The following is a 25,663-nucleotide window of genomic DNA, read 5'->3' as shown; positions in this document are numbered from 1 at the left end:
GGTCTCGCCCCGGCAGCCTGCCAGGCTTTGGTTCAGGCCGCGCGGCGTTGGGGCGTCGCTTCGGTCAGGTCTGAGCGCTGCGCAACGACACTCTGGTCGTCGCCAGTTTCGAGGTCACCGATCGACTTCGACGTGCGCAGCATCACCCGGTCGCCGGGCGTCTTGTTGAGCAGCAGGCGCGTGACGTCTGGGCGTGAGTAGTGCCCTGCCGGGTCGGCCGCTGCCTTGGCCAGCGAGATCATGCCGAGGTCGATGTCGGCATACACCAGCCCTTCCTCGGTCTCGGGCAGCGGGGCGTGCATCAACTGCCCGTCAGGCGCGTAGATGCGAGCGGCACCACCCCCAGCCAGCAGCAATTGGCGTTTGGTGGCGTCGTCACCGCAAAGCGTATCCAGCATGTCTTGCGACACAGTGGCGCACGGTGCGACGACAAAGCACTGACCCTCGACGGCATAGATCTGGCTGGCCGCGTTATTCACTTCGATGCCCAGCGCATTGGCCGCGCCGCGGTACACCGAGAAGCTGGGCCAGGAAGCGATGTGCACCTGTTCGTTTTGCGCGTACATCGCGTACTTGGACAGCGGCTACAAGTGCTCCCAGCAGCACAGCGCGCCGATGCGCCCCAGCGAGGTCTCCCACACGCTCAGATCGCTGCCGTCCCCTTCGCCAAACACGGTGCGCTCGACGTGCGTGGGCTTGAGCTTGCGCCGCTGCGCGACGGTCTCGCCGTTCTCGTCGATGATCCACTGCGCGATGTAAAGGCTGCCAGCTTGACGCTCGCTGTTGACCCATGACAACCATGATTTTGTTTTGCTTGGCGGCTTGTGCAAGGCGATCGGCCTGGGGCGTGCCGTAGACCAGCGAGTTGTCGTGGTAGCGCTGCACGAACTGCATGCCCCAGGCGGGCGAGTCCAGCCAGATGAACCAGGGGTAGCCTGGCAGCCAGGTTTCGGGGAAGGCGATCAGCTTGGCACCATTTTGGGCCGCCTGCTGGATCAGGTGGATCGCCTTGTCGACGTCGGCATCCAGATCGAGAAACGCCGGTGCGGCTTGCACGGCGGCGGCGCGGAACTTGGGGTGATCAATGGGCATGTGGGTCTCCTGATGGTCATTGGAATGGGGAAGTCCATCGTAGACAGGCCGTGCCCCTCGCGCTTGTCTGCGCGTCGCACGAATCTTGACCCAGGCGCTCGCGTCTCTTGTGCCAGGCGCTCGGCTGATGTAGTGTCCGGTCATGTCACAGCGCCTGAGCACCGCATCGGTTGCGCCACGCGACCGCCTGGCCTACTGGGCGGACGCGGTGTGCAGCACCTATGTCCAGCTCGATTGCGAGACCCCGGTTGGCGAGCCATCCATCGAAGGCGAAATCTGCGTCAACCGCTTGGCCACGCTGGAGCTCACGCGTGTCACCGCCAGCGCGCAGCGCGTGCGACGCACCCCGGCACGGATTGCCGCCGCCACCGAAGACCGTTTTCTGGTCAGCGTTCAAACGCAGGGCATTGGCGCCGTGGTTCAAGACGGGCGCTGCGCCGTGTTGCACCCGGGCGACTTTGCGCTGTACGACACCACGCGGCCCTATGAGCTGATCTTCGAGCAAGCTTTTCAGCAGTACGTGCTGGTGCTGCCCGGCGGCGCGTCGCGTATCCGGCGCGCGTGGCGCCGGACAGATCATGATCAACATGATCCGCACGCTGGGCGCGGAGATCGATACCCTGGAGCCTGCCTCCGCCTCTGCCGTTGCCGACGGCGTCAACCACATCCTGTTGGCGGGCCTGAGCACGCTGGGTTGCGCCACGCCGCTGCCCGAGGCGCGTCTCATGGCACTGCACCGCGAGCAAATCAAGCGGTACGTGCGCGAGCACCTGCGCGATCCCTTGTTGGGCGTGGCGCGGATCGCAGCCGATTTGCGATTGTCGACCAGCACCCTGCACCGTGTGTTTGCCGATTAACCGTGTTCGCTGTCCAACTGGATCTGGGGGCAGCGGCTGGATGCGATCCAGCGCGAGCTGTGCGATCCGCGCGCCAGCGCGCGCAGTGTCAGCGAAATCGCATTTGCCTGGGGCTTCAACGATGCGGCGCATTTCAGCCGTGCGTTCAAGAATCGCTTTGGCTGCTCGCCACGGGACATGCGCGCCCGCGCCTTGCCATTGCAGCCGGGGTGAGCGGTGCGCCGCCGGGCGCATGTCCCGGCCGGCAACATCAGCAAGACAAACGACTTTGAAATTTTCATCACCGCCGGCCTCCACCCCTGCCCCGGTGCTGGTGGCGAAACGCCGCCGCCCCTCAGGCTGTCCAATTCCGCGCAGGCGGAATCGGAGCCGCAGCCTTCAGCCCCAAAGGGGGAGGGAGAAAGAAACTACCCCACCGCCTAAAATCCCTCTTTCCGCGTGCGCCCGCCGCGCCCACCCACCGCCATGCAGACCTTCCAAGACATCATCCTCAAGCTCCAGACCTACTGGGCCGCGCAAGGTTGCGCGCTTTTGCAGCCCTATGACATGGAGGTCGGCGCGGGTACCTCGCACACAGCTACTTTTTTGAGAGCGCTCGGTCCCGAACCCTGGAAGGCCGCATACGTCCAGCCCAGCCGCCGCCCCAAGGACGGGCGCTATGGCGACAACCCCAACCGCCTGCAACACTACTACCAATACCAGGTGGTCTTGAAGCCCGCCCCGGCCAATATCCTCGATCTGTACCTGGGCAGCCTGAAGGCGCTGGGGTTCGATTTGCAAAAGAACGACATCCGCTTCGTCGAGGACGACTGGGAAAACCCCACGCTCGGCGCCTGGGGGCTGGGCTGGGAGGTCTGGCTCAACGGCATGGAGGTGACGCAGTTCACCTATTTCCAGCAGGTCGGCGGCATCGAGTGCCGACCCGCGACGGGCGAGATCACCTACGGGCTGGAGCGCCTGGCGATGTACCTGCAGGGCGTGGACAACGTCTATGACCTGGTCTGGACGCCGGGCCTCACCTACGGCGATGTTTACCATCAGAACGAGGTGGAGCAGTCCACCTACAACTTCGAGCAGTCCGACGCCGCGTTCCTGTTCACCGCCTTTGACGCGTACGAGCAGCAGGCGCAGCACCTGGTGCAGGTGCAGCTCGCGCTGCCCGCCTACGAGCAGGTGCTCAAGGCCGCGCACACCTTCAACCTGCTCGATGCGCGCGGCGCGATTTCCGTGACCGAGCGCGCGGCCTACATCGCGCGCATTCGCAACCTGGCGCGCGCCGTGGCCAAGAGTTATCTGGACAGCCGCGCGCGCCTGGGCTTCCCCATGGCTGCGAAGGCGCATGCCGATGAGGTGCTGGCGGAGCTGGCCAAGGCGAGCGAGAAGCGCCAGAAGCAGGCCGCCTGATCTTTTTTCTCCCTCCCCCTCTGGGGGAGGGCAGGGGTGGAGGCCAGCGGCGCTCGCACAGGCACGCAGCCCCCATCCCCACCTTCCCCCAGAGGGGGAAGGAGTCACATACCGAAGCAAGAACCATGAATACCGCCTCTTTGCTTGTTGAACTCTTCGTCGAGGAACTGCCGCCCAAGGCGCTGCGCCATCTGGGCGAGGCCTTTGCCGATGTGCTCTTTGGGCAGTTGGTGGCGCAGGGCCTGACCGAGCCCGCGTCACAGCACGTGGCCTACGCCAGTCCGCGGCGCCTGGCCGTGCACGTGAGCCAGGTGCGCGTGCAGGCCGAGGATCAGGCCGTCTCGCACAAACTCATGCCGGTGGCGGTGGGCCTGACGGCCGACGGGCAGGCGACGCCCGCGCTGCTCAAGAAGCTGGCGGCGCTGGGGGCCGACGCATCCGCCATCGCCACGCTGGAGCGCGTGCACGACGGCAAGGCCGAGGTGCTGCATCTGCACAGCATGGTGCGCGGCGCGACGCTTGCGCAGGGGGTGCAAAAAGCGCTCGATGACGCCATTGCCAGGCTCCCCATCCCCAAGGTGATGCGCTACCAGCTGCAGGATGGCTGGAGCAGCGTGCACTTCGTGCGCCCGGCGCACGGCCTCGTCGTGCTGCATGGTGCCGACGTGGTGGAGGGCGTCTCGGCGCTGGGCCTGATGGCGGGGCGCGCGACGCACGGCCACCGCTTCGAGGCGCGCGTCGATCCTATCGATTTGCGCGACGCCGACAGCTACGCCGAGCAGTTGCGCAGCGAGGGCGCGGTGATCCCGGGCTTTGCCGCGCGCCGCGCCGAGGTGCAGCGCCAGCTGGCTGCAGCGGCCGCCAGCGTGGGCGGCGGCGTGCACGCGATCGACGATGCGGCTTTGCTCGATGAAGTGACCGCGCTGGTCGAGCGCCCCAAGGTGCTGGTCTGCCAGTTCGAGGCGCAGTTCCTCGCGGTGCCGCAGGAGTGCCTGATCCTCACGATGAAGGCCAACCAGAAGTACTTTCCGCTGCTGGACGCCGAGGGCAAGCTCACGCACCGCTTTCTGATCGTCAGCAACATCAGCCCCGAGGACGCGAGTGCGGTGATTCAGGGCAACGAGCGCGTGGTGCGCCCGCGCCTGGCGGATGCCCAATTCTTCTTCGACCAGGACCGCAAGAAAACGCTGCTCTCGCGCGTGCCGCAACTGGCCAAGGTGGTCTATCACAACCAGCTCGGCACCCAGGGCGAGCGCGTCGAGCGCGTGCGCGCGATTGCCAAGGCCATAGGCACGCAACTGTTCGATGCGATGAGCGCGAATAACGACACGCTGCAAACGCCCGAGGGCGAGATCGCGCGCGACTGGCTGCTCGAGTGCGTGGACAACGCCGCGCACCTGGCCAAGGCCGATCTCCTGACCGACATGGTGGGTGAATTCCCCGAGCTGCAGGGCATCATGGGCGCGTACTACGCGGTCAACGACGGGCTGCCCGATGAAGTCGCGCACGCCATCGAAGACCACTACAAGCCGCGCTTTGCCGGCGACAGCCTGCCGCGCGAGACGGTGGGCGTGGTGGTGGCGCTGGCCGACAAGCTTGAAACGCTGGTCGGGATGTTTGGCACCGGCAACCCGCCCACCGGCGATCGCGACCCGTTTGCGCTGCGCCGCCATGCGCTGGGCGTGATCCGCATGCTGGTCGAGAAGGACTTGCCGCTATCGTTGTCAGAGCTTCTAGCGCATACTCAGCCTGCGTTCGAGGCCAATATCACTGATATTTCTGCAGTGTTGTCCGACTTCATCTACGAGCGCCTGGCGGGCAGCCTGCGCGAGCAGGGTTACAGCGCGCAAGAGGTGGATGCGGTGCTCGCGCTGCGCCCGTCGCTGCTGGCGCAGGTGGCGCCGCGCCTGGCGGCGGTGCGCGCCTTTGCCGCATTGCCCGAAGCGCCCGCGCTGGCGGCGGCCAACAAGCGCGTGACCAACATCCTGAAAAAAGCGGGCGAGGTGCGCTCGCAGGTCAGGCCCGAGCTGCTGCGCGAGGCAGCGGAAAAAGACCTCTACAGCGCACTGCAAACCATCGCGCCCAAGGCTGATGCGCAGTTCGGGCACGGTGACTACACCGCCAGCCTGCAAACCCTGGCCGCGCTGCGCGCGCCGGTTGATGCCTTCTTCGAGCACGTGATGGTCAACGCCGAAGAGGCCGAGTTGCGCGCCAACCGACTGGGGCTGCTGCAAACGCTGCACGACGCGATGAACCGCGTCGCCGATCTTTCGAGGTTGGCGGCGTGAGGCGCATGCTGCCCCGGTTTGACTCCCTCCCCCGCTGGGGCAGGGTGGGGTGGGGGCCAGCGTCGGCAAAGAGAGTGTGCCCAGGCTCAGCCCCCATCCCTGCCTCGGTGCTGGCGGCGAGACGCCGCCGCTCTTCGGGCTGTCCATCTGCGCGCAGGCGCAGATGGAGCCGCAGCCCTCAGCCCCAAAGGGGGAAGGAGCAACTCACGGGGTGGGGGCCGGCAGCACCTCTTCATCCACTGGTTGACCCATGCCCCTGATCCGCTCCATCCTCTACATGCTGTGGCTCATCGTCACGGTCATACCCTACACGCTCGCGGTGCTGCTGGCGCGCTTGTTCGGCGGCGGTCCCAGCGGCAGCTATGTGCCGGCGCGTGCCTGGCTGGCGCTGGCCGCCAACAGCGCCAACCCGCTGCTGGGCATCAAGCGCCGTGTGGCCGGGCTGGAGAATCTGCCGACCGACCCCAAGCAGGGCGCGGTGATCCTCGTCAAGCACCAGTCGGCCTACGAGACCTTCATGATGCCCGCCATCCTGCCGCGGCGCGTGGCCTACGTGTTCAAGCGCGAGCTGCTGCACATTCCCTTCTTCGGGTGGTCCATGGCCTGCATGGACATGATCCACATCGACCGCGGCCACCCTACGCGCGCCTTCGTGCGCGTCATCAAGCAGGGCCGGCGACTGCTGGGGCAGGGCATCTGGGTGGTGATGTTCCCCGAGGGCACGCGCACGCCGCGCGGGCAGGCGGGCAAGTACATGGTGAGCGGCGCGCGCCTGGCGATCGACGCGGGCGCGCCCGTGATTCCGGTGGCGGTCACGTCCGGGCGGGTCTGGCCCAAGAGCGGCTTCATCAAGCGCCCGGGGCTGGTCGATGTCTCCATCGGCGCGCCGATCGCCAGCACCGGGCGCAAGGCCGACGAGCTCATGGCCGAGGTGCAGGCATGGATAGAGGCCGAGATGCAGCGCCTGGACCCGGACGCCTACCCGGCGGATGCCGCCGCTGGCGCGGGCGCCGCTTCCTGATGGCGGGCACCGCAGCGCGCCAGGTGGTGCTCGGTGGCGCCGCCGTGCCGTATCGACTCGAGCGCGCGCGCCGGCGCAGCATAGGGTTCATCGTCGGCGATGCCGGGCTCGTCGTGCGCGCTCCGGGCTGGGTGACGCTGGCCGCGATCGAATCCGCGTTGCAGGAGAAATCCGACTGGATCGTGCGCCACCTTGCCCGCCACGCGCAGCGCGCCCGTCAGCAAGAGGCCGCGCGCATCGCCTGGCGCGATGGCGGCACGCTGCCCTGGCTGGGCGCGCCGCTCACGCTGCGCCTAGATGGGATCGGCCACGCGCCGCTGCGCATAGGCGCAGCGCTGCATCTGCCGCCGGCGTTCGGTGGTGCGCCCATCGCATTGCGCGCCAGCGTGCAGGCCTGGGCCCAGCGCGAGGCGCGGCGCCACTTCGCCGAGCGCCTGGCGCACTTCGCGCCGCAGCTGGGGGTGCGCTGGCAGCGGCTGGTGCTCTCCAGCGCCGCCACGCGCTGGGGCAGCGCCTCGGCCAGCGGCACCATACGGCTCAATTGGCGCCTGATGCACTACCGCGAGACGCTGATCGACAGCGTGGTGGTGCATGAGCTCGCCCACCTGCGCGAGATGAACCACAGCCCGCGCTTCTGGGCCATCGTCGCCACCGTGGTGCCGGAGCATGCCGCGCTGCGACGCGAGCTGCGTGAGCTCGCCGCGCCGCTGTGGGATTGACGGCGCAAAAAAAGTGGCCATCGGCGCTTGCGCACCGACGGTCACCACCTTGGAGCTTTCCTGATTACTTTGCCAGCGCAGGAATGCGCAGCTTCTGCCCCGGATAGATCTTGTCCGGGTGCGTGAGCATGGGCTTGTTGGCCTCGAAGATCACCGGGTATTTGTTGGCGTCGCCGTAGAACTTCTTGGCAATCGCGCTCAGCGTGTCGCCGCGCACCACGTCGTGGTACTGCGCCTCGGGCTCGGGGTTGGTCACCGCCATCTGGTTGTCCACGCTGGTGACGCTGGAGACATTGCCGCAGCACAGCGTCACCTTCTCCTTGACCGCCTGCGTCGGCGCGGTGCCGGTCACCGTCACCTTGCCCTCGGGGCCGGCAAACGCCACCTTGATGTCATTCACGCCCAGGTTTTGCGTCGCGATGTAGGCCTCGATCGCCTGGCCTGCCTTGGCATTCAAGTCGGCTTGCGAAGGTGCGGCAGCTTCGGCGGCGTGCGCCGTGCCGAACAGCTTTTCTCCGGCTTCCTTGATGAAACTGAACAATCCCATGCTGTGGTCCTCCTCGGGTTGAAAGGGGCTCACTATAGCGGCGCGGCAGCCGTGCGCCGTTTTTGATCGGGCCAGGACACCATCCTTGACAATGCTGCCTCGCTGGCCGGGCAGGCCCGGTTTTTCTACATAATCCGCCCCATGAGCATCCTCGCCATCGACGTCGGTAATACGCGCCTGAAGTGGGCGCTGTTCGATGCGCCGCGCGCCGGCGCGCAGATGCTGGCGCATGGCGTCGAGTTTCTCGACCATGTGGACCGCCTGGCCGATGGCGCCTGGGCGGCGTTGGCCGCGCCTGCGCAGGTGCTGGGCTGCGTGGTGGCGGGAGACGCCATCAAGCGCCTGGTGCAGGAGCAGATGGACGCCTGGGATGTGGCGCCGCAATGGGTGGTGCCGGGCACGGAAGAGGCGGGCGTCGTCAACAGCTATGACCACCCTGCGCGCCTGGGCGCCGACCGCTGGGTGGCGATGATAGGCGCGCGCCACCACATGCTGGCGCAGGGCGCGGCGCGGCCCATCGTGCTGGTGATGGTGGGCACGGCGGTGACGGTCGAGGCGATCGATACGCAGGGCCGTTTTCTCGGCGGCTTGATCCTGCCGGGCCACGGCATCATGCTGCGCGCGCTGGAGGCCGGCACCGCCGGCCTGAGCGTGCCCACCGGTGAGGTGCGGCCGTTTCCCACCAACACCAGCGATGCGCTCACCAGCGGCGGCACCTACGCCATCGCCGGCGCGGTGGAGCGCACCTGGCAGCATCTGCGCGAACACACCGGCCTGGAGCCGGCCTGCATCATGACGGGCGGCGCCGGCTGGAAAATGATGCCCAGCATGACGCGGCCTTTTGAACTGGTGGAAAACCTGATCTTCGATGGCCTGCTGGAAATCGCGGTGCGGCGCTGGCCCGCGGAAAAGGTTGGGCGTTGAGCGTTGAGCGTTGAGCGTTGAGCGTTGAGCGTTGAGCGTTGAGCGTGCGAAGAGGAGACGCGTTTGCGGGAAGTTCACGCTGAACGCCAACCGCTCAACGCCCAACCTCTTCAAACACCCAACCTCTCCCATAATCACGCCATCGCCCGCAGTGGCGCAGCACTGATTTCACCCCCATGATTCTTGTCACCGGCGGCGCCGGCTTCATCGGCGCCAATTTCGTTCTCGACTGGCTCGCACGCAACGAGGAAGGCATCGTCAACCTCGACAAACTCACCTACGCCGGCAATCTGCACAACCTGGACAGCCTGCACGGCGACGCGCGCCACTGCTTCGTGCAGGGCGACATTGGCGACAGGGCGCTGCTGGATACGCTGCTGGCCGAGCATCGGCCGCGTGCCGTGGTCAACTTCGCCGCCGAGAGCCATGTCGATCGGTCGATTCATGGCCCCGAGGATTTCATTCAGACCAACGTCGTCGGCACTTTCAGGCTTTTGGAGGCTGCAAGGCACTACTGGAGCGCGCTGCCAGCTACCGGAAAAGAAGCGTTCCGCTTTCTGCACGTCAGCACCGACGAGGTCTACGGCACGCTTGCGCCCAGCGACCCGGCCTTTACCGAAGGCAACCGGGTCGAGCCCAACAGCCCGTATTCCGCCAGCAAGGCCGCCAGCGACCATCTGGTGCGCGCCTGGCACCACACCTACGGCCTGCCGGTGCTGACCACCAATTGCAGCAACAACTACGGCCCGCTGCACTTCCCGGAAAAGCTCATCCCGCTGGTCATCGTCAACGCATTGGCTGGCAAGCCGCTGCCGATCTATGGCGACGGGATGCAGGTGCGCGACTGGCTCTACGTGCGCGACCACTGCAGCGCCATCCGCCGCGTGCTCGAAGCGGGCCAGCCGGGCGAGACCTACAACGTCGGCGGCTGGAACGAGATGCCCAACATCGCCATCGTCAACACCGTTTGCGCCCTGCTCGATGAACTGCGCCCACGCGCCGACGGCCAAAGCTACGCCACGCAAATCACCTACGTCACCGACCGCCCCGGCCACGACCGGCGCTACGCCATCGACGCGCGCAAGCTCGAGCGCGAACTCGGCTGGAAACCGGCGGAGACCTTTGCCACCGGCATCCGCAAGACCGTGCAGTGGTATCTGGACAACCCCGAGTGGGTGGCGCAGGTGCAGTCTGGCGCTTACCGCGACTGGGTGGCCAAACACTATGTCAGCTGAATCTGCGCTTTACTCCCTCCCCCTCTGGGGAAGGGTTGGGGTGGGGGCTGGCAGCGCTGGAAAAACCCCACACCCGTGCTGGTGCGAGCCGCCCCCATCCCCACCTCGGTGCTGGCGGCGAGACGCCGCCGCTCTTCGGGCTGTCCATCTGCGCGCAGGCGCAGATGGAGCCGCAGCCCTCAGCCCCAAAGGGGGAAGGAGTTAAAGACCACCCATGAACATCCTGCTCTTCGGCAAATCCGGCCAGGTCGGCTGGGAGCTGCAACGCAGCCTGGCCTTGCTCGGGCACGTCATCGCGCTGGACTTTGACAGTGGCGATCACTGCGGCGACTTCTCCAACCCCGACGGCATCGCCGACACCGTGCGCAAGCTCCAGCCCGATGTCATCGTCAACGCCGCCGCCCATACCGCCGTCGACAAGGCCGAGAGCGAGCCTGACTTTGCCCGCCTGCTCAACGCCACCACGCCCGGACGCATCGCCCGGGAGGCCAAGGCGCTGGGCGCTCTGCTGGTGCACTACAGCACCGACTACGTCTTCGACGGCAGCGGCGATGCGCCGCGCAGCGAAGAGGCAGCCACCGGCCCGCTGTCTGTCTATGGTGCCACCAAGCTCGAAGGCGAGCAGCTGATCCGGCAATCGGGCTGCCAGCACCTGATTTTGCGCACCAGCTGGGTCTACGCCGCACGCGGCGGCAATTTCGCCAAGACCATGCTGCGTTTGGCCCAAGAGCGCGAGCGCCTGACCGTGATCGATGACCAGTGGGGCGCGCCCACCGGCGCCGACCTGCTGGCCGACGTGACGGCGCACGCCATCCGCCACCTGCAAACACACCCCGACGATGGCGGCCTGTACCACTGCGTCGCCGGCGGCGAGACCAACTGGTTTTCGTATGCAAATTACGTGATTGCGCAAGCCAGACAATCGCAACCAGCTATTCAAATCAAAGCAACAGACATCGCCCCCGTGCCCACCAGCGCCTACCCCACGCCCGCCAGGCGCCCGCTCAATTCACGCTTGGACTGCTCCAGGCTGCAAGCCACCTTCGGCCTGACGCTGCCGCATTGGCAGCAGGGCGTGGCGCGCATGTTGGCGGAGATTTTGTAATCGTCTGAATGACGATGCGGTTGTAAAATGCAACCGAAACGGTTTCATTGAGGCGAATCCACCATGTCCACCACCTTGACCCTGAAAAACATCCCGGCGTTGGTCTACGAGCGTTTGAAGATGTCGGCCAGGATCAACCGCCGCAGCCTCAACAGTGAAGCCATCGTGTGCCTGGAAACCGTGCTTGTGGCCACCGGCAACCAACCCGCTGAACGCCTGGCGCGTGCGCGGGCTTTGCGTGCGGGCCTTGCTCCCCGGTTTGCTGCTGCGGATATCGATGCCCTCAAGCGCGAAGGGCGCGCGTGATCGTTGTCGACACCAACGTTCTGGCCTACCTGTATTTGCCCGGTGAGCACACCCAGGCGGCCGAAACCCTGCTGGCGCAGGATGCCGATTGGCTTGCTCCCGTGCTTTGGCGCAGCGAATTTCGCAACGTTCTGGCAGGCAGCCTGCGCCGTGGCTGGTTGACACTGGCGCAGGCCAGCGCCATCCAGCGAGAAGCACAAGACCTGATGCATGGCCATGAGCATGAGATCGATTCCGATCAGGTGCTGCAGCTGGTGCAGCGCAGCGACTGCTCGGCTTATGACTGCGAATTCGTCGCTCTGGCGCAGCAATGGGGCGCTCCCATGGTGACGATGGACAGCAAGATCCTGCGCGCCTTTCCCGAGACCGCCCGTTCCCTGACCTCGCCCCTTCCGTGAAAGCACGCCCCACCATGACCCTGCAACGCAAAGGCATCATCCTCGCCGGCGGCTCCGGCACCCGGCTGCACCCCGCCACACTGGCCATCAGCAAGCAGCTTCTGCCGGTGTACGACAAACCCATGATCTACTACCCGCTGAGCACGCTGATGCTCGCGGGCATCCGTGAGATTCTCATCATCAGCACCCCGCAGGACACGCCGCGCTTCGCGCAACTGCTGGGCGATGGCAGCCAGTGGGGGCTGCACCTGAGCTACGCGGTGCAGGAGAGCCCCGACGGCCTGGCGCAGGCCTTTCTGATCGGCGAGCATTTCCTCGCGGGCGCCCCGAGCACGCTGGTGCTGGGCGACAACATCTTCCACGGCCACGATTTGCAGCCGCTGCTGGTGCGTGCAGACGGCCAGGCGCAGGGTGCGACCGTCTTCGCCTACCACGTGCAGGACCCGGAGCGCTACGGCGTCGCGGAATTCGACGGCACCGGCCGCGTGCTCTCGATCGAGGAAAAGCCCAAGGCACCCAAATCCAACTACGCCGTCACCGGCCTGTATTTCTACGATGCCCAGGTGGTCGATCTCGCCAAGAGCCTCAAACCCTCGGCGCGCGGCGAGCTGGAGATCACCGACCTGAACCGCCTCTATCTCGATCAGAAGCAACTGAGCGTTCAGCTCATGGGCCGCGGCTATGCGTGGCTCGATACCGGCACGCACGAAAGCCTGCTCGAAGCCAGCCAGTTCATCGCCACCATCGAGCGCCGCCAGGGCTTGAAGGTGGCCTGCCCCGAAGAGATTGCCTGGCGCCAGCGCTGGATCGATTCGGCCCAGCTTGAAAAACTCGCCCAGCCGCTGCTCAAGAATGCCTACGGGCAGTATCTGCGCGGCTTGTATGGCGGTTCAACTCCCTCTCCCTCTGGGGGGAAGGGGTAGGGGCCCGCAGCGCTGGCAGAGCAAACCGGCCCCCATCCCCGCCTTCCCCCAGAGGGGGGAAGGAGCCACAGTCCGATAGCGTCAAGAGTCCCATGCAAGCCACCCCCACCGCCATCCCCGACGTCCTGTTGATCCAGCCCCGCGTCTTCGGCGACGCGCGCGGTTTTTTCTTCGAGAGCTTCAACCAACAGGCCTTCGACGAAGCCACCGGCAGCCATCACAGCTTCGTGCAGGACAACCACAGCCGCAGCGCGCGCGGCGTGTTGCGCGGCCTGCATTACCAGTTGCCGCCGCACGCCCAGGGCAAGCTGGTGCGCGTCACGCGCGGGTGCGTGTGGGATGTGGCCGTCGATATCCGGCGCGGCTCGCCCACCTTCGGGCAGTGGGTGGGTGAAGAGCTCTCCGAGGACAACCAGCGCCAGCTCTGGATTCCGCCGGGCCTGGCGCACGGCTTTCTGGTCTTGAGCGAAAGTGCCGATTTTCTCTACAAGACCACCACCTATTACGCACCGCAGGCCGAACGCTGCATCGTCTGGAACGATGCCCAACTGGCGATCGCCTGGCCCGACGTGGGCGAGCCGCTGCTCTCGCCCAAGGATGCGCAGGGCGTGCCTTTCGCGCAGGCCGAGCTTCCCGTGTTGGCTCCCTCCCCCTTTGGGGGAGGGCAGGGGTAGGGGCCGGCGGCGCAACCGTGCCCACCGCAGTTGTCAGGCAGCCCCTCTCCCAACCTCTCCCCAAAGGGGCGAGGGTGAAAACCCGCCCCGGTATCGCTCCCTCTCACTCTGGGAGGGCAGGAGTGAGGGCCAGCGGCGCCGCTCACCGCACCGGCGCCGGCTGCAGCAACTCCTGCATCGATCGATACAGCGCTGCCGAGCCGAACTGCGGGTTGTCCGGATCGAAGGAGAACGCGTTGTGCGCTTGCTCCACCGCCTGCCCCTGCCAGGTGGGCTCCAGAAAAAATGACAGAAACTTCGCGCCCCGGCGCCCGTGCAGCGACAAGGTCCGGCGCAGCTCGCTGGCATTCATCGCCCGCAGCGGGTGAAATTCCGTGATGCCGTATGCGTGCTGGCCGTTGCTGCCCAGCCACTTGGCCGTGTCCGGGTCGTAGCTCGCGTTGCCGTACAGGCTCACGCCCAGGCGCAGGTCGCCCTGTGTGCGCAGCGTGTCGCCGACGGCAAACTTGTTTTGGTCCCAACCCGGGTTGGCCTGCGGCAGGATCTGGTGCGTGTAGCGCGGCGTGTCTCTCAGGCACGACTGCGCCACCACCTGATCGAAGTAGTGCAGATACTGCGCCACCTGCTGGCGGCGAAATGCCAGCCAGAGCGGCGCCAGCGGGTTGTAGTAGTAGGACTGCAGCTGCTCTGGTATGTCCACATGCCCCTGCAGTCCTGCGGGCGCCGCCGCGGAGGGTGGCAGCGGCTGCTGCGCCTGCGGCTGCGGCGTGCGCTGCGTCCGGTCCATGATGGCGATGTCGCGCGAACCCAGCGGCACCAGCTGCCCTGGCGCCAGCTCCAGCATCGCGGTGATGCGATGGAGGCCCACCGGCAGCTTGCGAAAATCCATGTCCAGGCGCCAGCCGGTGTTCGCGTCGTGCAATTCCGGTTTGGCCTGAAGCACGTCTTGGCGCCCCTGGTTCACCTTCACGCGGCCGAGGAACCCGCCATTGCGGTACACCTGCACCCACAGATCGTTCGTGCGCTCCGGTACCCAGGCCCAGCCCGAGATTGGCAGGATGCCGTGCGCCCATGAATCCATGTGCTCGGTGTAGTGCGCAAGGCGCTCGCTGCGAATGTCGCGCGACGGCGGTTGCACCTCGTCAAAACTCGCGTAGGCCGCGCCCGTGGCCTGGTTGAGTCGGGCCACGTCGGCAAACTGCGCCCGCAGATAGTCGCGAAAGCCGGCTACCGAGGATGCACTGTAGTCGCTCACGCGGTAGGGCAGCGCGAACCCCCTGCCGGTTTCAAAATGCGGAAACATCTGCTGCAACTCGCCCAGCAGCGTCACGCCGCGGATCTTCGTGCGGTCGCCAGGCGGCAGCTCGCACACCGCGCCCAGCACAGCCCGCGCGGCCTGCACGCGTCGCGCGGTCAAGGTGTTGTCGGTGCGCGCCAGCGTCCAGGGGTAGAGCGGCTCGCCGTGGTAGCGGTCCACGGGCAGCGGTCCGTCGCGCGTTTGCGCCAGGTTGTCCGGGTCACGCGCCAGCACCGGCTCGATGGGCGCATGTGCTGAAACATGCGTGGCAAAGAGATACAAAATCAAGGGTCGCGCACTCTCATGGATGGTGCGCGCCACGCGCTGCACGCGCTCTTCGTCGATCACCCAGTCTTGTCCTTGCGCCTTGAAGAGCTGGAGCAGCGGCACCGGCAAGGTGTAGCCCAGCGGGTAGCCGCTGTCCTCGGGCGGCGCCAGCGGCTGCAGTTGCGCGAGCGTGGCTTCCACCAGCGCCGCCGCCGAACCGGTCTTGCCGGTGCAGTCCTCACGCAAGCGTTGCGCGCCGGGCGCGCTTGCGGCTGGCTCGGGCTCCGTGTGCCCGGGCAGGGCGATGCAGGGTTCGACCACCCCGATCATCGGTGCCAGCAGCATCGCGCCGGAGCCTTGCCCTTCCTGCCTTACCAGCGGTTGCCAGTGCAATCGCAGGCCTAGCATGGCCAGCATCAGCAGGGCGAACAGCGCCAGCAGCAGGCGGGTGAAAGTGCGGCGTGGCAGGGGCATGGCGGACAAGCGTACGTACGTGAACCCACCCGAGTATCCCGGATTGGAAGCGCTGCCTTACACTCATACCCACGCGCGCAGCGTGCCGCATTGTTCGCGTTATTCTCCACGCACGACGCCACCGTGACAGCACTCTCACGCCAGTTTTCTCTTCGTATTGCGATCTTGGGCGCACGCGGCATACCGGCAGACTATGGGGGGTTCGAGACCTTTGCCGAACAGCTTGCGACACGCTGGGCCGCCCGTGGTCATGCGGTGACCGTCTACGCCGAACATGGTGGTGCGCGCCCTCCCGATCATGAATATTGCGGGGTACATGTGCGCTACCGTCGGCGCCCATCCTGGGGCAGTGCGTCCGTGCTTGCCTACGACTGTGCCTGCCTGTGGGATGCGCGCCGAGGCTACGACCTCGTGTACATGCTCGGCTACGGCGCCGCCTGGGCCTGCTGGTGGCCGCGCCTTTCGGGCACGCCGGTGTGGATCAACGTCGATGGTCTCGAATGGGCGCGCAGCAAGTGGAGTCGGCTGGCGCGTACCTACTTGCGCCTGATGGAATGGGTCGCCACTCGCAGCGCCACGCGCCTGATCGCCGATGCGCAGGCCATCGCCGAGCACTTTCGCCAGCGCTATTCGCGCGGCGCGCCGTGCAGCTTCATCGCCTACGGCGCCGAGCCGGTGCGGGCCGACGAGTGCGATGCGTCCACGCTGACGCTGACGCGCTGGAATCTTGAACCCGGGCGCTACCTGCTGGTGGTTGCCCGCCCCGAACCCGAGAATCACCTGCTCGAAATCATTCTGGGGTATCTGCAGCAGCCGATGGATTGCCCCTTGATCGTCGTTGGCGCGGTGACGGGCGCCACCGGCTATCAGCGTGCGTTGCTCGAGCATGCCAGCGTGCGCGTGCGCTTCATCGGCGGCGTGTACGACCCCGGCCTGTTGCGCTGCCTGCGGGTGCATGCGGCCTGTCATCTGCACGGGCACAGCGTGGGCGGCACCAACCCCTCGCTGCTCGAGGCCATGGCCTGTGGCAACTGGATCATCGCGCACGACAACCCGTACAACCGCGAGGTCGCGCGCGATGCCGCCAGCTATTTCTCCACGCCGGACGAATTGGCCCGGTGCTTGCAAGCGTGGCGCGAGCGCACCGCGGCAGAGCAGGCGCGCCGTGCCGCCCGGGCGCGCCAGATCGTGGCGCAACACTACGACTGGGAGCGCATCGTTGATGCGTACGAGGCGCTGGCACTCGAGCAGTGCGCAAGGGGCACGCAGTGAGCCAACCCCTCGGAACGCAGCGCGCCTTGGTCGACATCCTGCTCGCCACCTGCAACGGCGAACGCTATTTGCCTGCGCTGCTTGATTCGCTGCTGGATCAGAGCCACCAGGACTGGCGGCTGCTGGTGGGCGACGACGCATCGACCGACGCCACACTCGACATCCTCGAGACTTATCGCCCCCGGCTGGCCGGCCGTCTGCAGGTCTTGCCCGCGCCAGCGCGGCAGGGTGTGGTGCGCAATTTCGAACGCCTGATGCGGGCAAGCCAGCGCGATGGCGCGGCATCGTTCATGTCCTTTTGCGACCAGGACGACGTCTGGCTGCCCTCCAAGCTCGCCACGCTGCTGGCCGCGATGCGCCAGCTCAAGGCCAGTGCGGGAGCGCAGACGCCCTGCCTCGTGCACTGCGACCTGCGCGTCGTCGACGAGGCGCTGGCGCTCATCCACCCATCCTTCATCCGCCACCAGCGTTACGACCCGGCGCGCTGTTCAGCCACTGCGCTGCTCAGCGTCAACCAGGTGACGGGCTGCGCCATGATGATCGATGCTGCGTTGCTGGAGCTGGCCTTGCCCATCCCGGATGCCGCTCTGATGCACGATTGGTGGTGTGCCCTGCTTGCCGCGCGCGCGGGCCTGCGCTTTGTCGATGAGCCGCTGGTCCTGTACCGCCAGCATCGCGCCAACCAGCTTGGCGCCAAGGGGCGCGGCGCCTGGGCGCGCCTGGTGCGCCTGTGCCGCGATGCACCGGGCGTGATCCGGCGCGTTCGCGGTCTGGGTACGGGCACTCGGGCGCAGGCCGGTGCACTGGCGACCCGGCTGGCCGAGCGCGGGCTGGATAATGCTTGGGTGCGTGACTATCTTGCATGGCGCGAAGCCCCCTTGTGGCGCCGCGTCATGAACTACAGAAGCCATTACACCGGCCCGGAACTCGACCGCTGCGCCCGGCTGTGGTGGTGGTGACGCATGCCCCCGCCACACGACCCATGACCAAGGACGATATGACCGAGCAGGATGCCCCGTTGAAGCTGGGCGAACTCCTCATCCGTGCCCACAAGCTCTCCGCCAGCGACCTGGAGCGTGCGCTGGAGGTGCAGCGCTCGCTGGGAGGGCGCCTGGGCAAGCTGTTCATCAGCCTGGGGTTGGTGTCCGAGGCAGATGTCTACACCGCGCTGGCGCAGCAGGCGCGCCTGCCTCTGCTGCGCGCGGCCGATTTCCCGTCGGCACCGCCCGATGGCCTGGCGCTCAACGCCGGGTTCCTGCTGGCGCACCACCTGCTCGCGCTGCCGACAGAGACCGGGGCGCGGGCGCAGCTGCGCTTTGCCTGTACCGACCCCTTGAGCCCTGAAGTGCGCGCTGCGCTGCGCCTCGTGTTTGGCCGTGTGCCGGATCTGTGCTTCGGCCTCGAATCCGAGATTGACAGTCGCCTGGCCGAGTGGTACCTGCATGAAGAGGAGTCGGGCGAAGAAGGCCCGGGCGCCGGCCTGGAGGCCTCGGAATTCATCGAGCACCTGCGCGACATGGCCTCCGAGGCGCCCATCATCCAGCGCGTCAACCAGATCTTGGCGCAGGCCGTCGCGGCCAAGGCGTCGGACATTCACATCGAGACCTACGAAGACAAATCCGTCGTGCGTATCCGGGTCGATGGCGAGATCTTCCCGATCGACGAGATCGACAACCAGGATGCACCGGCCATCGTCTCGCGCATCAAGATCCTCTCGCAGCTTGATATCGCCGAGCGCCGCCTGCCGCAGGACGGCCGCACCCGCATCCGCGTCAGTGGCAAGGAGATGGACGTGCGCGTCTCCACCGTGCCGACGGCGTTTGGCGAATCGGTGGTGCTGCGCCTGCTCGAGAAAAACCTCGACTTGCTCTCGCTTGATCGCCTGCAGTTCTCCCCCGCGGTGCTGGCGGCGCTGCGCGCGCTGCTGGCGCTGCCGCACGGCATCCTGCTCGTCACCGGGCCGACCGGCTCGGGCAAGTCCACCACGCTGTACGCCTCGCTGCAGCAGCTCGAGGGTCAGAACCTCAAGATCCTGACCGTCGAAGACCCGATCGAATACCGCCTGCAGTGGCTCAACCAGGTGCAGGTGCAGCCGCAGATCGGCCTGAACTTCGCCCAGGTGCTGCGCTCCTTCCTGCGTCAGGACCCCGACGTCATCATGATCGGTGAAATGCGCGACGGGGAGACCGCGGAGATCGCCGTCCAGGCCGCGCTCACCGGCCACCTCGTGCTGTCCACGCTGCACACCAACAGCGCCATGGGCGCGGTGGTGCGCCTCATCAACATGGGTGTCGAACCCTATCTCATCACCGCCTCCGTCGTCGCGGTGCTGGCGCAGCGCCTGGTGCGCCAGTTGTGCGCCGAGTGCAAGGCGCCGCTGACCGAAGTGCAGGCGCGGATGGCGGCCTCCACGCTGGGCCAACCCTTGATCGAAGGCGCCACGCTGTACCGCCCCGTCGGCTGCGCTGCCTGCCGCAACACCGGTTACCGTGGCCGCCTCGCCATCCACGAATTGTTGCAAATGACCGACGACGTCAAGCAGCAGGTGCTGGCGCACGGCACCGCGCTCCATCCGGTGCACGGCGCCTACGTTGCCGGGAACTTGCTGCACGATGGCGCCACCAAGGTGTTCTCCGGCCTGACGACGGCCGAGGAAGTCCTGCGCGTCGCGCGTCAAAATGACTGAATTTCACTACTCCGGCACTCTGGCCGACGGCAAGGCCTGCCAGGGCTCGGTGCGCGCCGCCGACGCCCAGGCTGCGCGGCTGCGCCTGATGGGGCAGGGCATCGCGCCGGTGCGCCTGACGCGCGCCGACGCTGCCGCGGTGCGCGAGGGCGGTGACGCGGCCCAGGGCCCGGTGGTGCGGCTCAAACGCGCGCAGGTGCTGCAGTTCACGCGCGAGATGGCGCATCTCAAGCAGGCCAACATGCCGCTCGATCGGGCGCTCGCCATCCTGCGCGAGACCGTGACCGATCCGCGCGTGGACGCTTTCCTCGCGCAGGTGCAGGCGGGGGTGCGCGGCGGCAAGTCGCTGTATCTGTCGCTGCTGCCGTTCGAGCGCGATCTGGGGCGCCAATACCTCGTGCTCATCCGCGCCGGCGAGGCCTCGGGCGCGCTGCACACCATCCTGCAGGAACTCACCACCCAGCTCGAGGCCGACGACAAGCTGCGCAACTACATCGCCGCGTCCATGACCTACCCGCTCATCCTCATGGTGGTCGCGGTGCTCTCGGTCATCATCCTGCTGGCCTTCGTGGTGCCGCAGTTCCGGCAGATTTTCGACTCGATGGGCGACAAGCTCCCCTACACCACCCAGCTCGTGCTGCAGCTCAGCGATTTCGTGCGTGGTCACTGGATGGCCTTGATGCTGTCGCTGCTGGCGCTCGGGCTGCTGATCCGGCGCTGGGCCGTCAGCGCGGGCGGTCGCCAGGCAATCGACAGTGCGCTGCTCGGTATCCCGCTCATGGGCAAGGTGCTCGAGAACCTGCAGTTTGCGCTGTACTTTCGTACCTTCGGCACGCTGCTGCAGCGCGGCGTGCCCATGGTCGATGCCCTGCGCATCGCCGTCGATACGCTCACCAACGCCGCGCTGCGCGAAGAAATGCTGCCCCTGACGGACAAGGTCAAGAGCGGTCAGCGCCTGTCCGAGGGTTTTGCCACGCCGCGCTTCGCGCGCACCAGCACACGCCAGCTCGTGCGCGTGGCCGAGGAGACCGGCCAGCTCGATGCCACGCTGCTCAGCCTCTCCAGCCGTTGCGAGGACGAAGGCCGCCGCGTCATGGGGCGCGTGCTCGCCGCCATGGAGCCCGCCATCATCATCGTGCTGGGCATGGTGGTGGCGTTCATCATCGTCGCCATCCTCGGTGGCGTGCTCTCCATCAACGACACTATCTGACATACCGTTTCAGGGACTTTGCATGTTTTTCTCTCTCAACCGTTGCCGTATCGCGCGGCCCCGGGCATCCGCCAGCCGCGGCTTCACACTCATCGAACTGCTGGTGGTGCTGGTCATCCTGACCCTGCTGGCCGGCCTGGTCGGCCCCAAGGTGCTCGATCAGCTCAGCGGCGCCAAGGTCAAGACCGCGCGCGTGCAAATTGGTGAGCTCGAGCAGGCGGCCGACCTCTTCAAGCTCGATGTCGGTCGCTACCCGACGGATGCGGAAGGCCTGCGCGGGCTGGCCGAGCGCCCGGCCACCGCCAGGGGCTGGAATGGCCCATACCTCAAGAAAGGCCTGCCCGAGGACCCCTGGGGCCATGCGTACCAGTACAAATTCCCCGGCCGCGGCGGCAACCCGGACATCTTCACGTTTGGCGCCGATGGTCGCCCCGGCGGAGACGGCGAGAACGCCGACGTTTACAACTGACGCACCAACTGCTCGGGTTCGTCATGGGGTGCTCCGTGGCTGAGCAGGCTTGGTCATCGGGCAGGGCGACGCAGCGTACCCTTCGGGGCTTCACCCTGATCGAACTGCTGGTCGTGCTCGTGATCGCGGCCGTCGCGGTAGGTGTCGTCGGTGTCAGCGCGCAAGCCTATCTGGATCGCGCGCGCTACCACCAGACCGTACTCGACCTGGCCACGCAACTGGGCCGCGCCCGCGGCCTCTCGCAGCAAGAGGGGAAACCCGTCGTCGTCTCCTATCTGCCGCAGACCCGGCAGCTCGCCATCGACGGGCAGGCGGTGCTGGACATCGCGCCCGCGCTGGAATTCACGTACACCCCCATGCCCGCCGCCAGCGCGGACCGTGCCGCGGTCGGCGAGCCGATCTTTTCCTTCAACGCCGACGGGCGCGCGCGCGGTGGACAACTGGCGCTGGCGCGCGGCGCGCGCGTTGTGCTGTTTCGCATCAACTGGTTGCTCGGCACCGTGCAGCTAGCCGAGGCAGCGTCCCCATGAGGCCCCGCCTGCCGTGGCGACGCGCCCCGCGGGGCTTCAGCCTGCTGGAGGCGCTGGTGGCGCTTGCCATCGCGTCCATCGCCTTCGTCGCGCTCTACCGCACGGTGGGGCAGAGCGCCTTCAACGCCTCGGCGCTCGACGAGCGCATCCAGGCCAACCTGCTGGCGCGGTCGATCTTTGCCTCTGCCACCTTTGCCGAGGACATGGTGCGCAAGCCCGCTGGTACCGATGGCGATTGGCAGTGGACGTTGCAGGTGGTGCCGGAGCAGACTGTCCTGCGTGAGGTCGGCGGTGCCCAGGCCACGGTGCCAGTGCGCGTTGCGCGCGTGCAACTCGTCGTCGCACACCTTGGCCGCCCGGTGCTCACCTGGGTCGGCTTCAAACCCTATGGGGCAGCGCCGTGAAGCCGCGCTCGTCTTCACGCCAGCGCGGCTTCACGCTGATCGAGTTGCTGATTGCGCTGGCCGTCACCGTCGCGGTGATCGCGCTGCTGTTCTCGGGCTATGCGCTCATCGGGCGCACGCAGGAGCGCGGCCAGCAGACCATGGACCGCGCCGCGCGTATGCTGCAGGCGTCCGATTGGCTTTCCGGCAAGTTCGATACCTTGCGCATGCTCGCGCAGCAGGATGGCGGGCGCTTCGTACTGTTTTTCAGTGGCAACGCCGCCGGCGCCATGTGGGTCGCGCCTCTGCCCGAACGCGGCGAAGCCGGTGGCCTGCACGTGCTGCGCGCCACGCCGCTGCGCCACGACGACGGCCGCGTCGATTTGGCGATCGAGGCGCTGCCCTACGACGGCGCAGGGATGGCACTGGACTGGAGCCACGCGCTGCGCGAGGTGCTCGTGCCCGACCTGCGCACGCTGCAGTGGTACTACCAGGACGGTGCCACCGGCGAGTGGTCGCAGCAATGGGACGCCACGCGCGCCAGCTACCCGGCGCGCGTGCGCCTGCAACTCGCCGACGCGCAGGGCGCATGGCCCGAGCTGGTCTTTGCCTTGCCGAGGGCGCGGTGATGCCCGGCTACCCCCTGCGCATGCGCGGCGCCGCGCTCATTCTCGTGCTGTGGCTGGTGGCCGCGCTCTCGCTCACGGTGCTCGCCGGCGTGCGCAGCGTGCGCCAGCACAACCAGCACGGCAGTGTTGATCTCGAACGGCTGCGCGTCGAGCCCGTGCTCGATGCGGCGCGCCAGCTTGCGGTGCAGGCACTCATCGCCGACCCGGCCAGGAGCCGCGGATATGGCATTTGGCACATGCAGCTCGATGCGTGGGATGTGCAGTTGCAGGTCATTCCGTCGGTCGGGTTGATCGACGTCAACGTGGCGAGCGACGCGCTGCTCACCACCTTCCTGCAGCGCGTGGGCAGCCTGAGCGCCGACCAGGCGGCCATCATGGCGGCGCGCATTCACGACTACATCGATCCGGACGATACGCCCAGCGGTGTCGGTGGTGCCGAGGCGGCGCAGTACCGCGCCGCCGGCTGGCCGGTGCTGCCGCGCAATGGCGCGCTGGCCGACCTCACCGAGCTGCGCATGGTGCTCGGAATGACCCCGGAGCTGTATGACATAATTTCGCCCTATTTGGGTCTGAATGGGCAACAGCACCTTGTTTTGGATGCCACGCCACCGGCCTTGATCGACGCCTTGACAGGCCAGCCCGGTTTGGGTGAGCGCATCTACTCCACACCACCAGAAATGCGTGCTGCTTGGTCGCAGTCCGACAGCTTGGCGCAACTTTTTGGTGCTGCTGCTACAACTGGCGGCATGGTCAAGGTGATTGCAAGTGTGCGCAGCGATGAAGGGCGTTGGTGGGAGCGAGAGGCATGGATGGATCTGAATCCGCGCCCGGACACGCTTACCCCTTGGACCACGATTTCACTCGAAGCCACGCATCGCATGCCCACCCCACCATCCCAAGGTCAGCCATGAGCGCCAGCAAACGCTTGAATCAGCGTTTGGTCGCGGCACTGGATCGCCTCGCCTGGGGCTGGAGCGATCTGGGTCGTTGGCTGGCGGAGCGCGGCTTTTGGCCCGCCGCTACCTTGGTGCTGTGCACTGCCACCGGGGAGCAGCGCCAGTTGACCGCCACGCGCCTGCGTCCTGCGCGCGGGACGCAGGCGGCGCAAGGTCTGCTGGTGTCGCGTGCCGACTGCCTGTGGGGCAGCCTGGCGCTGCCCGCCATGCCGCGGCGCGAGCTGCCCTCGGCGCTTGACGAAGCCTTGTGGCGCGTCAGCCCCTTGCCGCCGCAGCAGATGCTGTGTGCCTGGCGTGCCGAGCCCCATGCCGACGGTTCCTGGCAGGTGCAATGGGGCATCGGTCGACGCGAAGGCCTGCAGGCAGCGCTGGCGCAAGCCGGACTCGATGCCTCGGCGCCCGTGTTCCTGCAGTCGGGCGATGATCAGGCGCTGCCCGTGCGCCAGCTCGCTGGCGCGCCGCGGACCGGGCAGGGCTCATGGCGTTTGGTGTGCGTGGCGCTGACGCTCGCACTGGTGGCGGCACTGTTCACGCCCGCAGCCGTACCCCTGGCGCTCAAGCACAGGGCGGTGACACGCGCCATGGCGCACGTCACCGCGCTCGAGCAGCAGGCCGCGCCGCTGCGCCAGCAGCTCGACGAATTGCACCAGCAGGCCGGGCTTGCCGATGCCCTGAAAACCGCCAACGCCGCCCGGTTGCCCCTGGCCAGCGCCATCGAGCTGATCGCTCGCACCGTGCCCGACGGGGCCTGGCTCGAACGCATCGACGTCAGTGGCACCACCATCCGCATCACTGGCGTTGCGGACAACGCCGGGGAGCTCCTGACGCAACTGGCGCGCCAGCCCGCCTTGGCCGACGTGCACGCCAGCGCCGCCAGCGTGCGCGACAACGCCTTGGCCAAGGAACGCTTCACCATCGAAATGCGCTGGCGCGAGCCGTCCGCGCAGGAGGGCAAGCCGTGAACGCCTGGACTCGCCGCGCCGCCGTGCTCACGCTGGTGTGCCTGCTCATCACCGCGCTGGGCGCGGTCTGGGCGTATCGCGTGCTTTGGCAGCGCTACGACACTGGCCTGGCGCAGCTGCAGGCGCGCGGCGAACGCCTGGAGGGTATCGTCGACGCCGGGCCGCAGATCACGCAGCAATTGCAGGTCGCGCGCTCGGCGGTGTCGCCCTGGTTGCATCCCGCGGGCGAGAACGCCGCCAATGCGCTGCAGCAAAGCCTGCGCGAGCGCATTGCCGCATCGGGCAATACCCAGGTGTCCTCGCAAGCGGCGCTGGAGGCTGCCGCCGACGACACGCTCGCCCGGGTGCAGGCCAGCACCGCCATCACCGGCACGTGGAGCGATCTCGTGCGCTTCATGCAGGAACTGCAGGCAGCGACGCCGCCGTACTGGGTCAGTGCCGCCACGCTCTCGCGCGACGGCCCGGCCACGCCCAATTCCGCCCAGACTGCGCGTCTGGTCCTGCAGGTACAGGCGCCGCTCGCGCCCGAAAAGGCGGCCCGATGATGCGCCCGTGGCATGTCCTCGGCGTGCTTGCGCTGCTGGTTCTGGCGGTCGGTGCGGGGCTGTGGCAAACGCGGAAAAACGATTGGCAGCCCCCGGTGGCGCTCGCACCGCAACTGCCCGCGCTGGCCGCGCTGGGGGCCCCGGCGCGCCCCAACATGGGCCAGGCGCTGGCACGCCCTCTGTTGTGGGCTGCGCGTCGGCCGATGGAGCAGGCGGGGGCGCAGTCCGGCGCCGACTCCGATCTCGCCAAGGCACGACTCCTGGCCGTCGTCGCGTCCGGCAACAGCCAGATCGCGCTGCTGCAGCGCGCGGATGGCAGCAACCTCAAACTCACGGCGCAGAGCCAGCCGTGGCGCCTGGAATCTTTCGATGGCCGCACGGCCGTATTCACGTCCGCGGGCAGACGCGTCGAGCGCGCGCTGGAGCATGGCGCCGCACCCGCAGCCGCACCGGCCAAGCCCGTGCCGGTCGGCAAACGCTGAATGCGCCC

At 67.2% G+C, this 25,663-nt stretch carries 27 protein-coding genes and 3 pseudogenes; 26 read left to right on the top strand and 4 right to left on the bottom strand.

The window, feature by feature from the left end:
- Positions 1-32: 32 nt before the first annotated feature.
- Positions 33-797 (bottom strand): annotated as a pseudogene (locus tag ABS45_RS14860) (carbon-nitrogen hydrolase family protein).
- Positions 798-885: 88 nt separating this feature from the next.
- Positions 886-1,092, bottom strand: a pseudogene (locus ABS45_RS14855) (nitrilase-related carbon-nitrogen hydrolase); the annotation flags it as partial.
- Positions 1,093-1,234: 142 nt separating this feature from the next.
- On the opposite strand from ABS45_RS14855, the pseudogene ABS45_RS17650 reads away from it, so the two are divergent.
- The 7 genes and pseudogenes from ABS45_RS17650 to ABS45_RS14820 all read left to right on the top strand — a co-directional run.
- Positions 1,235-1,756, top strand: a pseudogene (locus tag ABS45_RS17650) (hypothetical protein); the annotation flags it as partial.
- Positions 1,671-1,949: a hypothetical protein gene (locus ABS45_RS14845; RefSeq protein ID WP_291556698.1), complete on the top strand. Its 279-nt coding sequence runs from the start codon at positions 1,671-1,673 to the stop codon at positions 1,947-1,949. The pseudogene ABS45_RS17650 and the gene ABS45_RS14845, both read left to right, overlap by 86 nt.
- 9 nt (positions 1,950-1,958) lie before the next feature.
- Complete coding sequence (locus tag ABS45_RS14840; protein WP_366246640.1) at positions 1,959-2,162, top strand: helix-turn-helix domain-containing protein; 204 nt, start codon at positions 1,959-1,961, stop codon at positions 2,160-2,162.
- 252 nt (positions 2,163-2,414) lie between these two features.
- Positions 2,415-3,353, top strand: a complete 939-nt coding sequence (glyQ, locus tag ABS45_RS14835) for a glycine--tRNA ligase subunit alpha (RefSeq protein WP_291556696.1) — start codon at positions 2,415-2,417, stop codon at positions 3,351-3,353.
- Between the two features lie 125 nt (positions 3,354-3,478).
- Complete coding sequence (glyS, locus tag ABS45_RS14830; protein WP_291556693.1) at positions 3,479-5,641, top strand: glycine--tRNA ligase subunit beta; 2,163 nt, start codon at positions 3,479-3,481, stop codon at positions 5,639-5,641.
- Positions 5,642-5,891: 250 nt separating this feature from the next.
- Positions 5,892-6,662, top strand: coding sequence for a lysophospholipid acyltransferase family protein (locus ABS45_RS14825; protein WP_291556690.1), 771 nt, complete (start codon positions 5,892-5,894; stop codon positions 6,660-6,662).
- Positions 6,662-7,381 (top strand): SprT family zinc-dependent metalloprotease, encoded by a 720-nt coding sequence (locus tag ABS45_RS14820; protein ID WP_291556687.1) that lies wholly within the window; start codon positions 6,662-6,664, stop codon positions 7,379-7,381. Before ABS45_RS14825 ends, ABS45_RS14820 begins: the two co-directional genes overlap by 1 nt.
- A 64-nt stretch (positions 7,382-7,445) precedes the next feature.
- On the opposite strand, the gene lysM is transcribed toward ABS45_RS14820, so the two are convergent.
- Positions 7,446-7,928 (bottom strand): peptidoglycan-binding protein LysM, encoded by a 483-nt coding sequence (lysM, locus tag ABS45_RS14815; protein ID WP_291556684.1) that lies wholly within the window; start codon positions 7,926-7,928, stop codon positions 7,446-7,448.
- A gap of 141 nt (positions 7,929-8,069) precedes the next feature.
- Between lysM and ABS45_RS14810 the strand changes: the two genes are divergently transcribed.
- From ABS45_RS14810 to rfbC, 7 genes are all read left to right on the top strand, one after another.
- Positions 8,070-8,852: a type III pantothenate kinase gene (locus ABS45_RS14810; RefSeq protein WP_291556682.1), complete on the top strand. Its 783-nt coding sequence runs from the start codon at positions 8,070-8,072 to the stop codon at positions 8,850-8,852.
- A gap of 176 nt (positions 8,853-9,028) precedes the next feature.
- Positions 9,029-10,087 carry a dTDP-glucose 4,6-dehydratase gene (rfbB, locus tag ABS45_RS14805; protein ID WP_291556679.1) on the top strand — a complete coding sequence of 353 codons (1,059 nt, stop codon included), beginning with the start codon at positions 9,029-9,031 and terminating at the stop codon, positions 10,085-10,087.
- A gap of 214 nt (positions 10,088-10,301) precedes the next feature.
- On the top strand, positions 10,302-11,192 hold the full coding sequence (rfbD, locus tag ABS45_RS14800) for a dTDP-4-dehydrorhamnose reductase (protein ID WP_291556676.1): 891 nt from the start codon (positions 10,302-10,304) through the stop codon (positions 11,190-11,192).
- Between the two features lie 63 nt (positions 11,193-11,255).
- On the top strand, positions 11,256-11,498 hold the full coding sequence (locus tag ABS45_RS14795) for a hypothetical protein (RefSeq protein ID WP_291556673.1): 243 nt from the start codon (positions 11,256-11,258) through the stop codon (positions 11,496-11,498).
- Positions 11,495-11,896 (top strand): type II toxin-antitoxin system VapC family toxin, encoded by a 402-nt coding sequence (locus tag ABS45_RS14790; RefSeq protein ID WP_291556670.1) that lies wholly within the window; start codon positions 11,495-11,497, stop codon positions 11,894-11,896. Before ABS45_RS14795 ends, ABS45_RS14790 begins: the two co-directional genes overlap by 4 nt.
- Positions 11,897-11,910: 14 nt before the next feature.
- Positions 11,911-12,819 carry a glucose-1-phosphate thymidylyltransferase RfbA gene (gene rfbA / locus ABS45_RS14785; protein WP_291556667.1) on the top strand — a complete coding sequence of 303 codons (909 nt, stop codon included), beginning with the start codon at positions 11,911-11,913 and terminating at the stop codon, positions 12,817-12,819.
- Between the two features lie 92 nt (positions 12,820-12,911).
- Positions 12,912-13,493, top strand: coding sequence for a dTDP-4-dehydrorhamnose 3,5-epimerase (gene rfbC, locus ABS45_RS14780; RefSeq protein ID WP_291556664.1), 582 nt, complete (start codon positions 12,912-12,914; stop codon positions 13,491-13,493).
- A 142-nt stretch (positions 13,494-13,635) separates the two neighbouring features.
- Here the strand turns inward: rfbC and ABS45_RS14775 are convergent, their stop codons facing one another.
- Entirely contained in the window at positions 13,636-15,531 is a 1,896-nt protein-coding gene (locus ABS45_RS14775) for a hypothetical protein (protein ID WP_291556660.1), read from the bottom strand.
- A 123-nt stretch (positions 15,532-15,654) separates the two neighbouring features.
- Between ABS45_RS14775 and ABS45_RS14770 the strand changes: the two genes are divergently transcribed.
- Genes ABS45_RS14770 through ABS45_RS14715 form a run of 12 tightly spaced genes read left to right on the top strand, consistent with a single transcriptional unit; the run spans position 15,655 to position 25,655 of the window.
- The gene (locus ABS45_RS14770; protein ID WP_291556657.1) at positions 15,655-16,803 is read left to right on the top strand and encodes a DUF1972 domain-containing protein; all 1,149 of its coding nucleotides are present in this window, start codon (positions 15,655-15,657) and stop codon (positions 16,801-16,803) included.
- Positions 16,800-17,762 (top strand): glycosyltransferase family 2 protein, encoded by a 963-nt coding sequence (locus ABS45_RS14765; RefSeq protein ID WP_291556654.1) that lies wholly within the window; start codon positions 16,800-16,802, stop codon positions 17,760-17,762. Before ABS45_RS14770 ends, ABS45_RS14765 begins: the two co-directional genes overlap by 4 nt.
- 23 nt (positions 17,763-17,785) lie before the next feature.
- Positions 17,786-19,489: an ATPase, T2SS/T4P/T4SS family gene (locus ABS45_RS14760; RefSeq protein WP_291556651.1), complete on the top strand. Its 1,704-nt coding sequence runs from the start codon at positions 17,786-17,788 to the stop codon at positions 19,487-19,489.
- Entirely contained in the window at positions 19,482-20,699 is a 1,218-nt protein-coding gene (locus ABS45_RS14755) for a type II secretion system F family protein (RefSeq protein WP_291556648.1), read from the top strand. Before ABS45_RS14760 ends, ABS45_RS14755 begins: the two co-directional genes overlap by 8 nt.
- 22 nt (positions 20,700-20,721) lie before the next feature.
- Complete coding sequence (gspG, locus tag ABS45_RS14750) at positions 20,722-21,168, top strand: type II secretion system major pseudopilin GspG (RefSeq protein WP_291556646.1); 447 nt, start codon at positions 20,722-20,724, stop codon at positions 21,166-21,168.
- Positions 21,169-21,203: 35 nt separating this feature from the next.
- Complete coding sequence (locus ABS45_RS14745) at positions 21,204-21,698, top strand: prepilin-type N-terminal cleavage/methylation domain-containing protein (RefSeq protein WP_291556643.1); 495 nt, start codon at positions 21,204-21,206, stop codon at positions 21,696-21,698.
- Positions 21,695-22,102, top strand: a complete 408-nt coding sequence (locus ABS45_RS14740; RefSeq protein ID WP_291556640.1) for a prepilin-type N-terminal cleavage/methylation domain-containing protein — start codon at positions 21,695-21,697, stop codon at positions 22,100-22,102. The genes ABS45_RS14745 and ABS45_RS14740 overlap by 4 nt, the downstream gene beginning before the upstream one ends.
- Positions 22,099-22,710, top strand: a complete 612-nt coding sequence (locus ABS45_RS14735; RefSeq protein ID WP_291556637.1) for a prepilin-type N-terminal cleavage/methylation domain-containing protein — start codon at positions 22,099-22,101, stop codon at positions 22,708-22,710. Before ABS45_RS14740 ends, ABS45_RS14735 begins: the two co-directional genes overlap by 4 nt.
- On the top strand, positions 22,710-23,621 hold the full coding sequence (locus ABS45_RS14730; RefSeq protein ID WP_291556634.1) for a type II secretion system protein GspK: 912 nt from the start codon (positions 22,710-22,712) through the stop codon (positions 23,619-23,621). Before ABS45_RS14735 ends, ABS45_RS14730 begins: the two co-directional genes overlap by 1 nt.
- Positions 23,618-24,628: a PilN domain-containing protein gene (locus ABS45_RS14725; RefSeq protein ID WP_291556631.1), complete on the top strand. Its 1,011-nt coding sequence runs from the start codon at positions 23,618-23,620 to the stop codon at positions 24,626-24,628. Before ABS45_RS14730 ends, ABS45_RS14725 begins: the two co-directional genes overlap by 4 nt.
- A complete protein-coding gene (locus ABS45_RS14720; protein ID WP_291556628.1) occupies positions 24,625-25,173 on the top strand; it encodes a GspMb/PilO family protein in 549 nt (182 codons plus the stop codon). The genes ABS45_RS14725 and ABS45_RS14720 overlap by 4 nt, the downstream gene beginning before the upstream one ends.
- Positions 25,170-25,655 carry a hypothetical protein gene (locus ABS45_RS14715; RefSeq protein ID WP_291556625.1) on the top strand — a complete coding sequence of 162 codons (486 nt, stop codon included), beginning with the start codon at positions 25,170-25,172 and terminating at the stop codon, positions 25,653-25,655. The genes ABS45_RS14720 and ABS45_RS14715 overlap by 4 nt, the downstream gene beginning before the upstream one ends.
- The last annotated feature ends 8 nt before the right edge of the window (positions 25,656-25,663 follow it).

Origin of the sequence: Comamonas sp. SCN 65-56, assembly GCF_001724135.1 — a bacterium.
GTDB lineage: Bacteria > Pseudomonadota > Gammaproteobacteria > Burkholderiales > Burkholderiaceae_C > Comamonas_C.
This window is presented reverse-complemented; position numbering and strand designations above follow the sequence as displayed.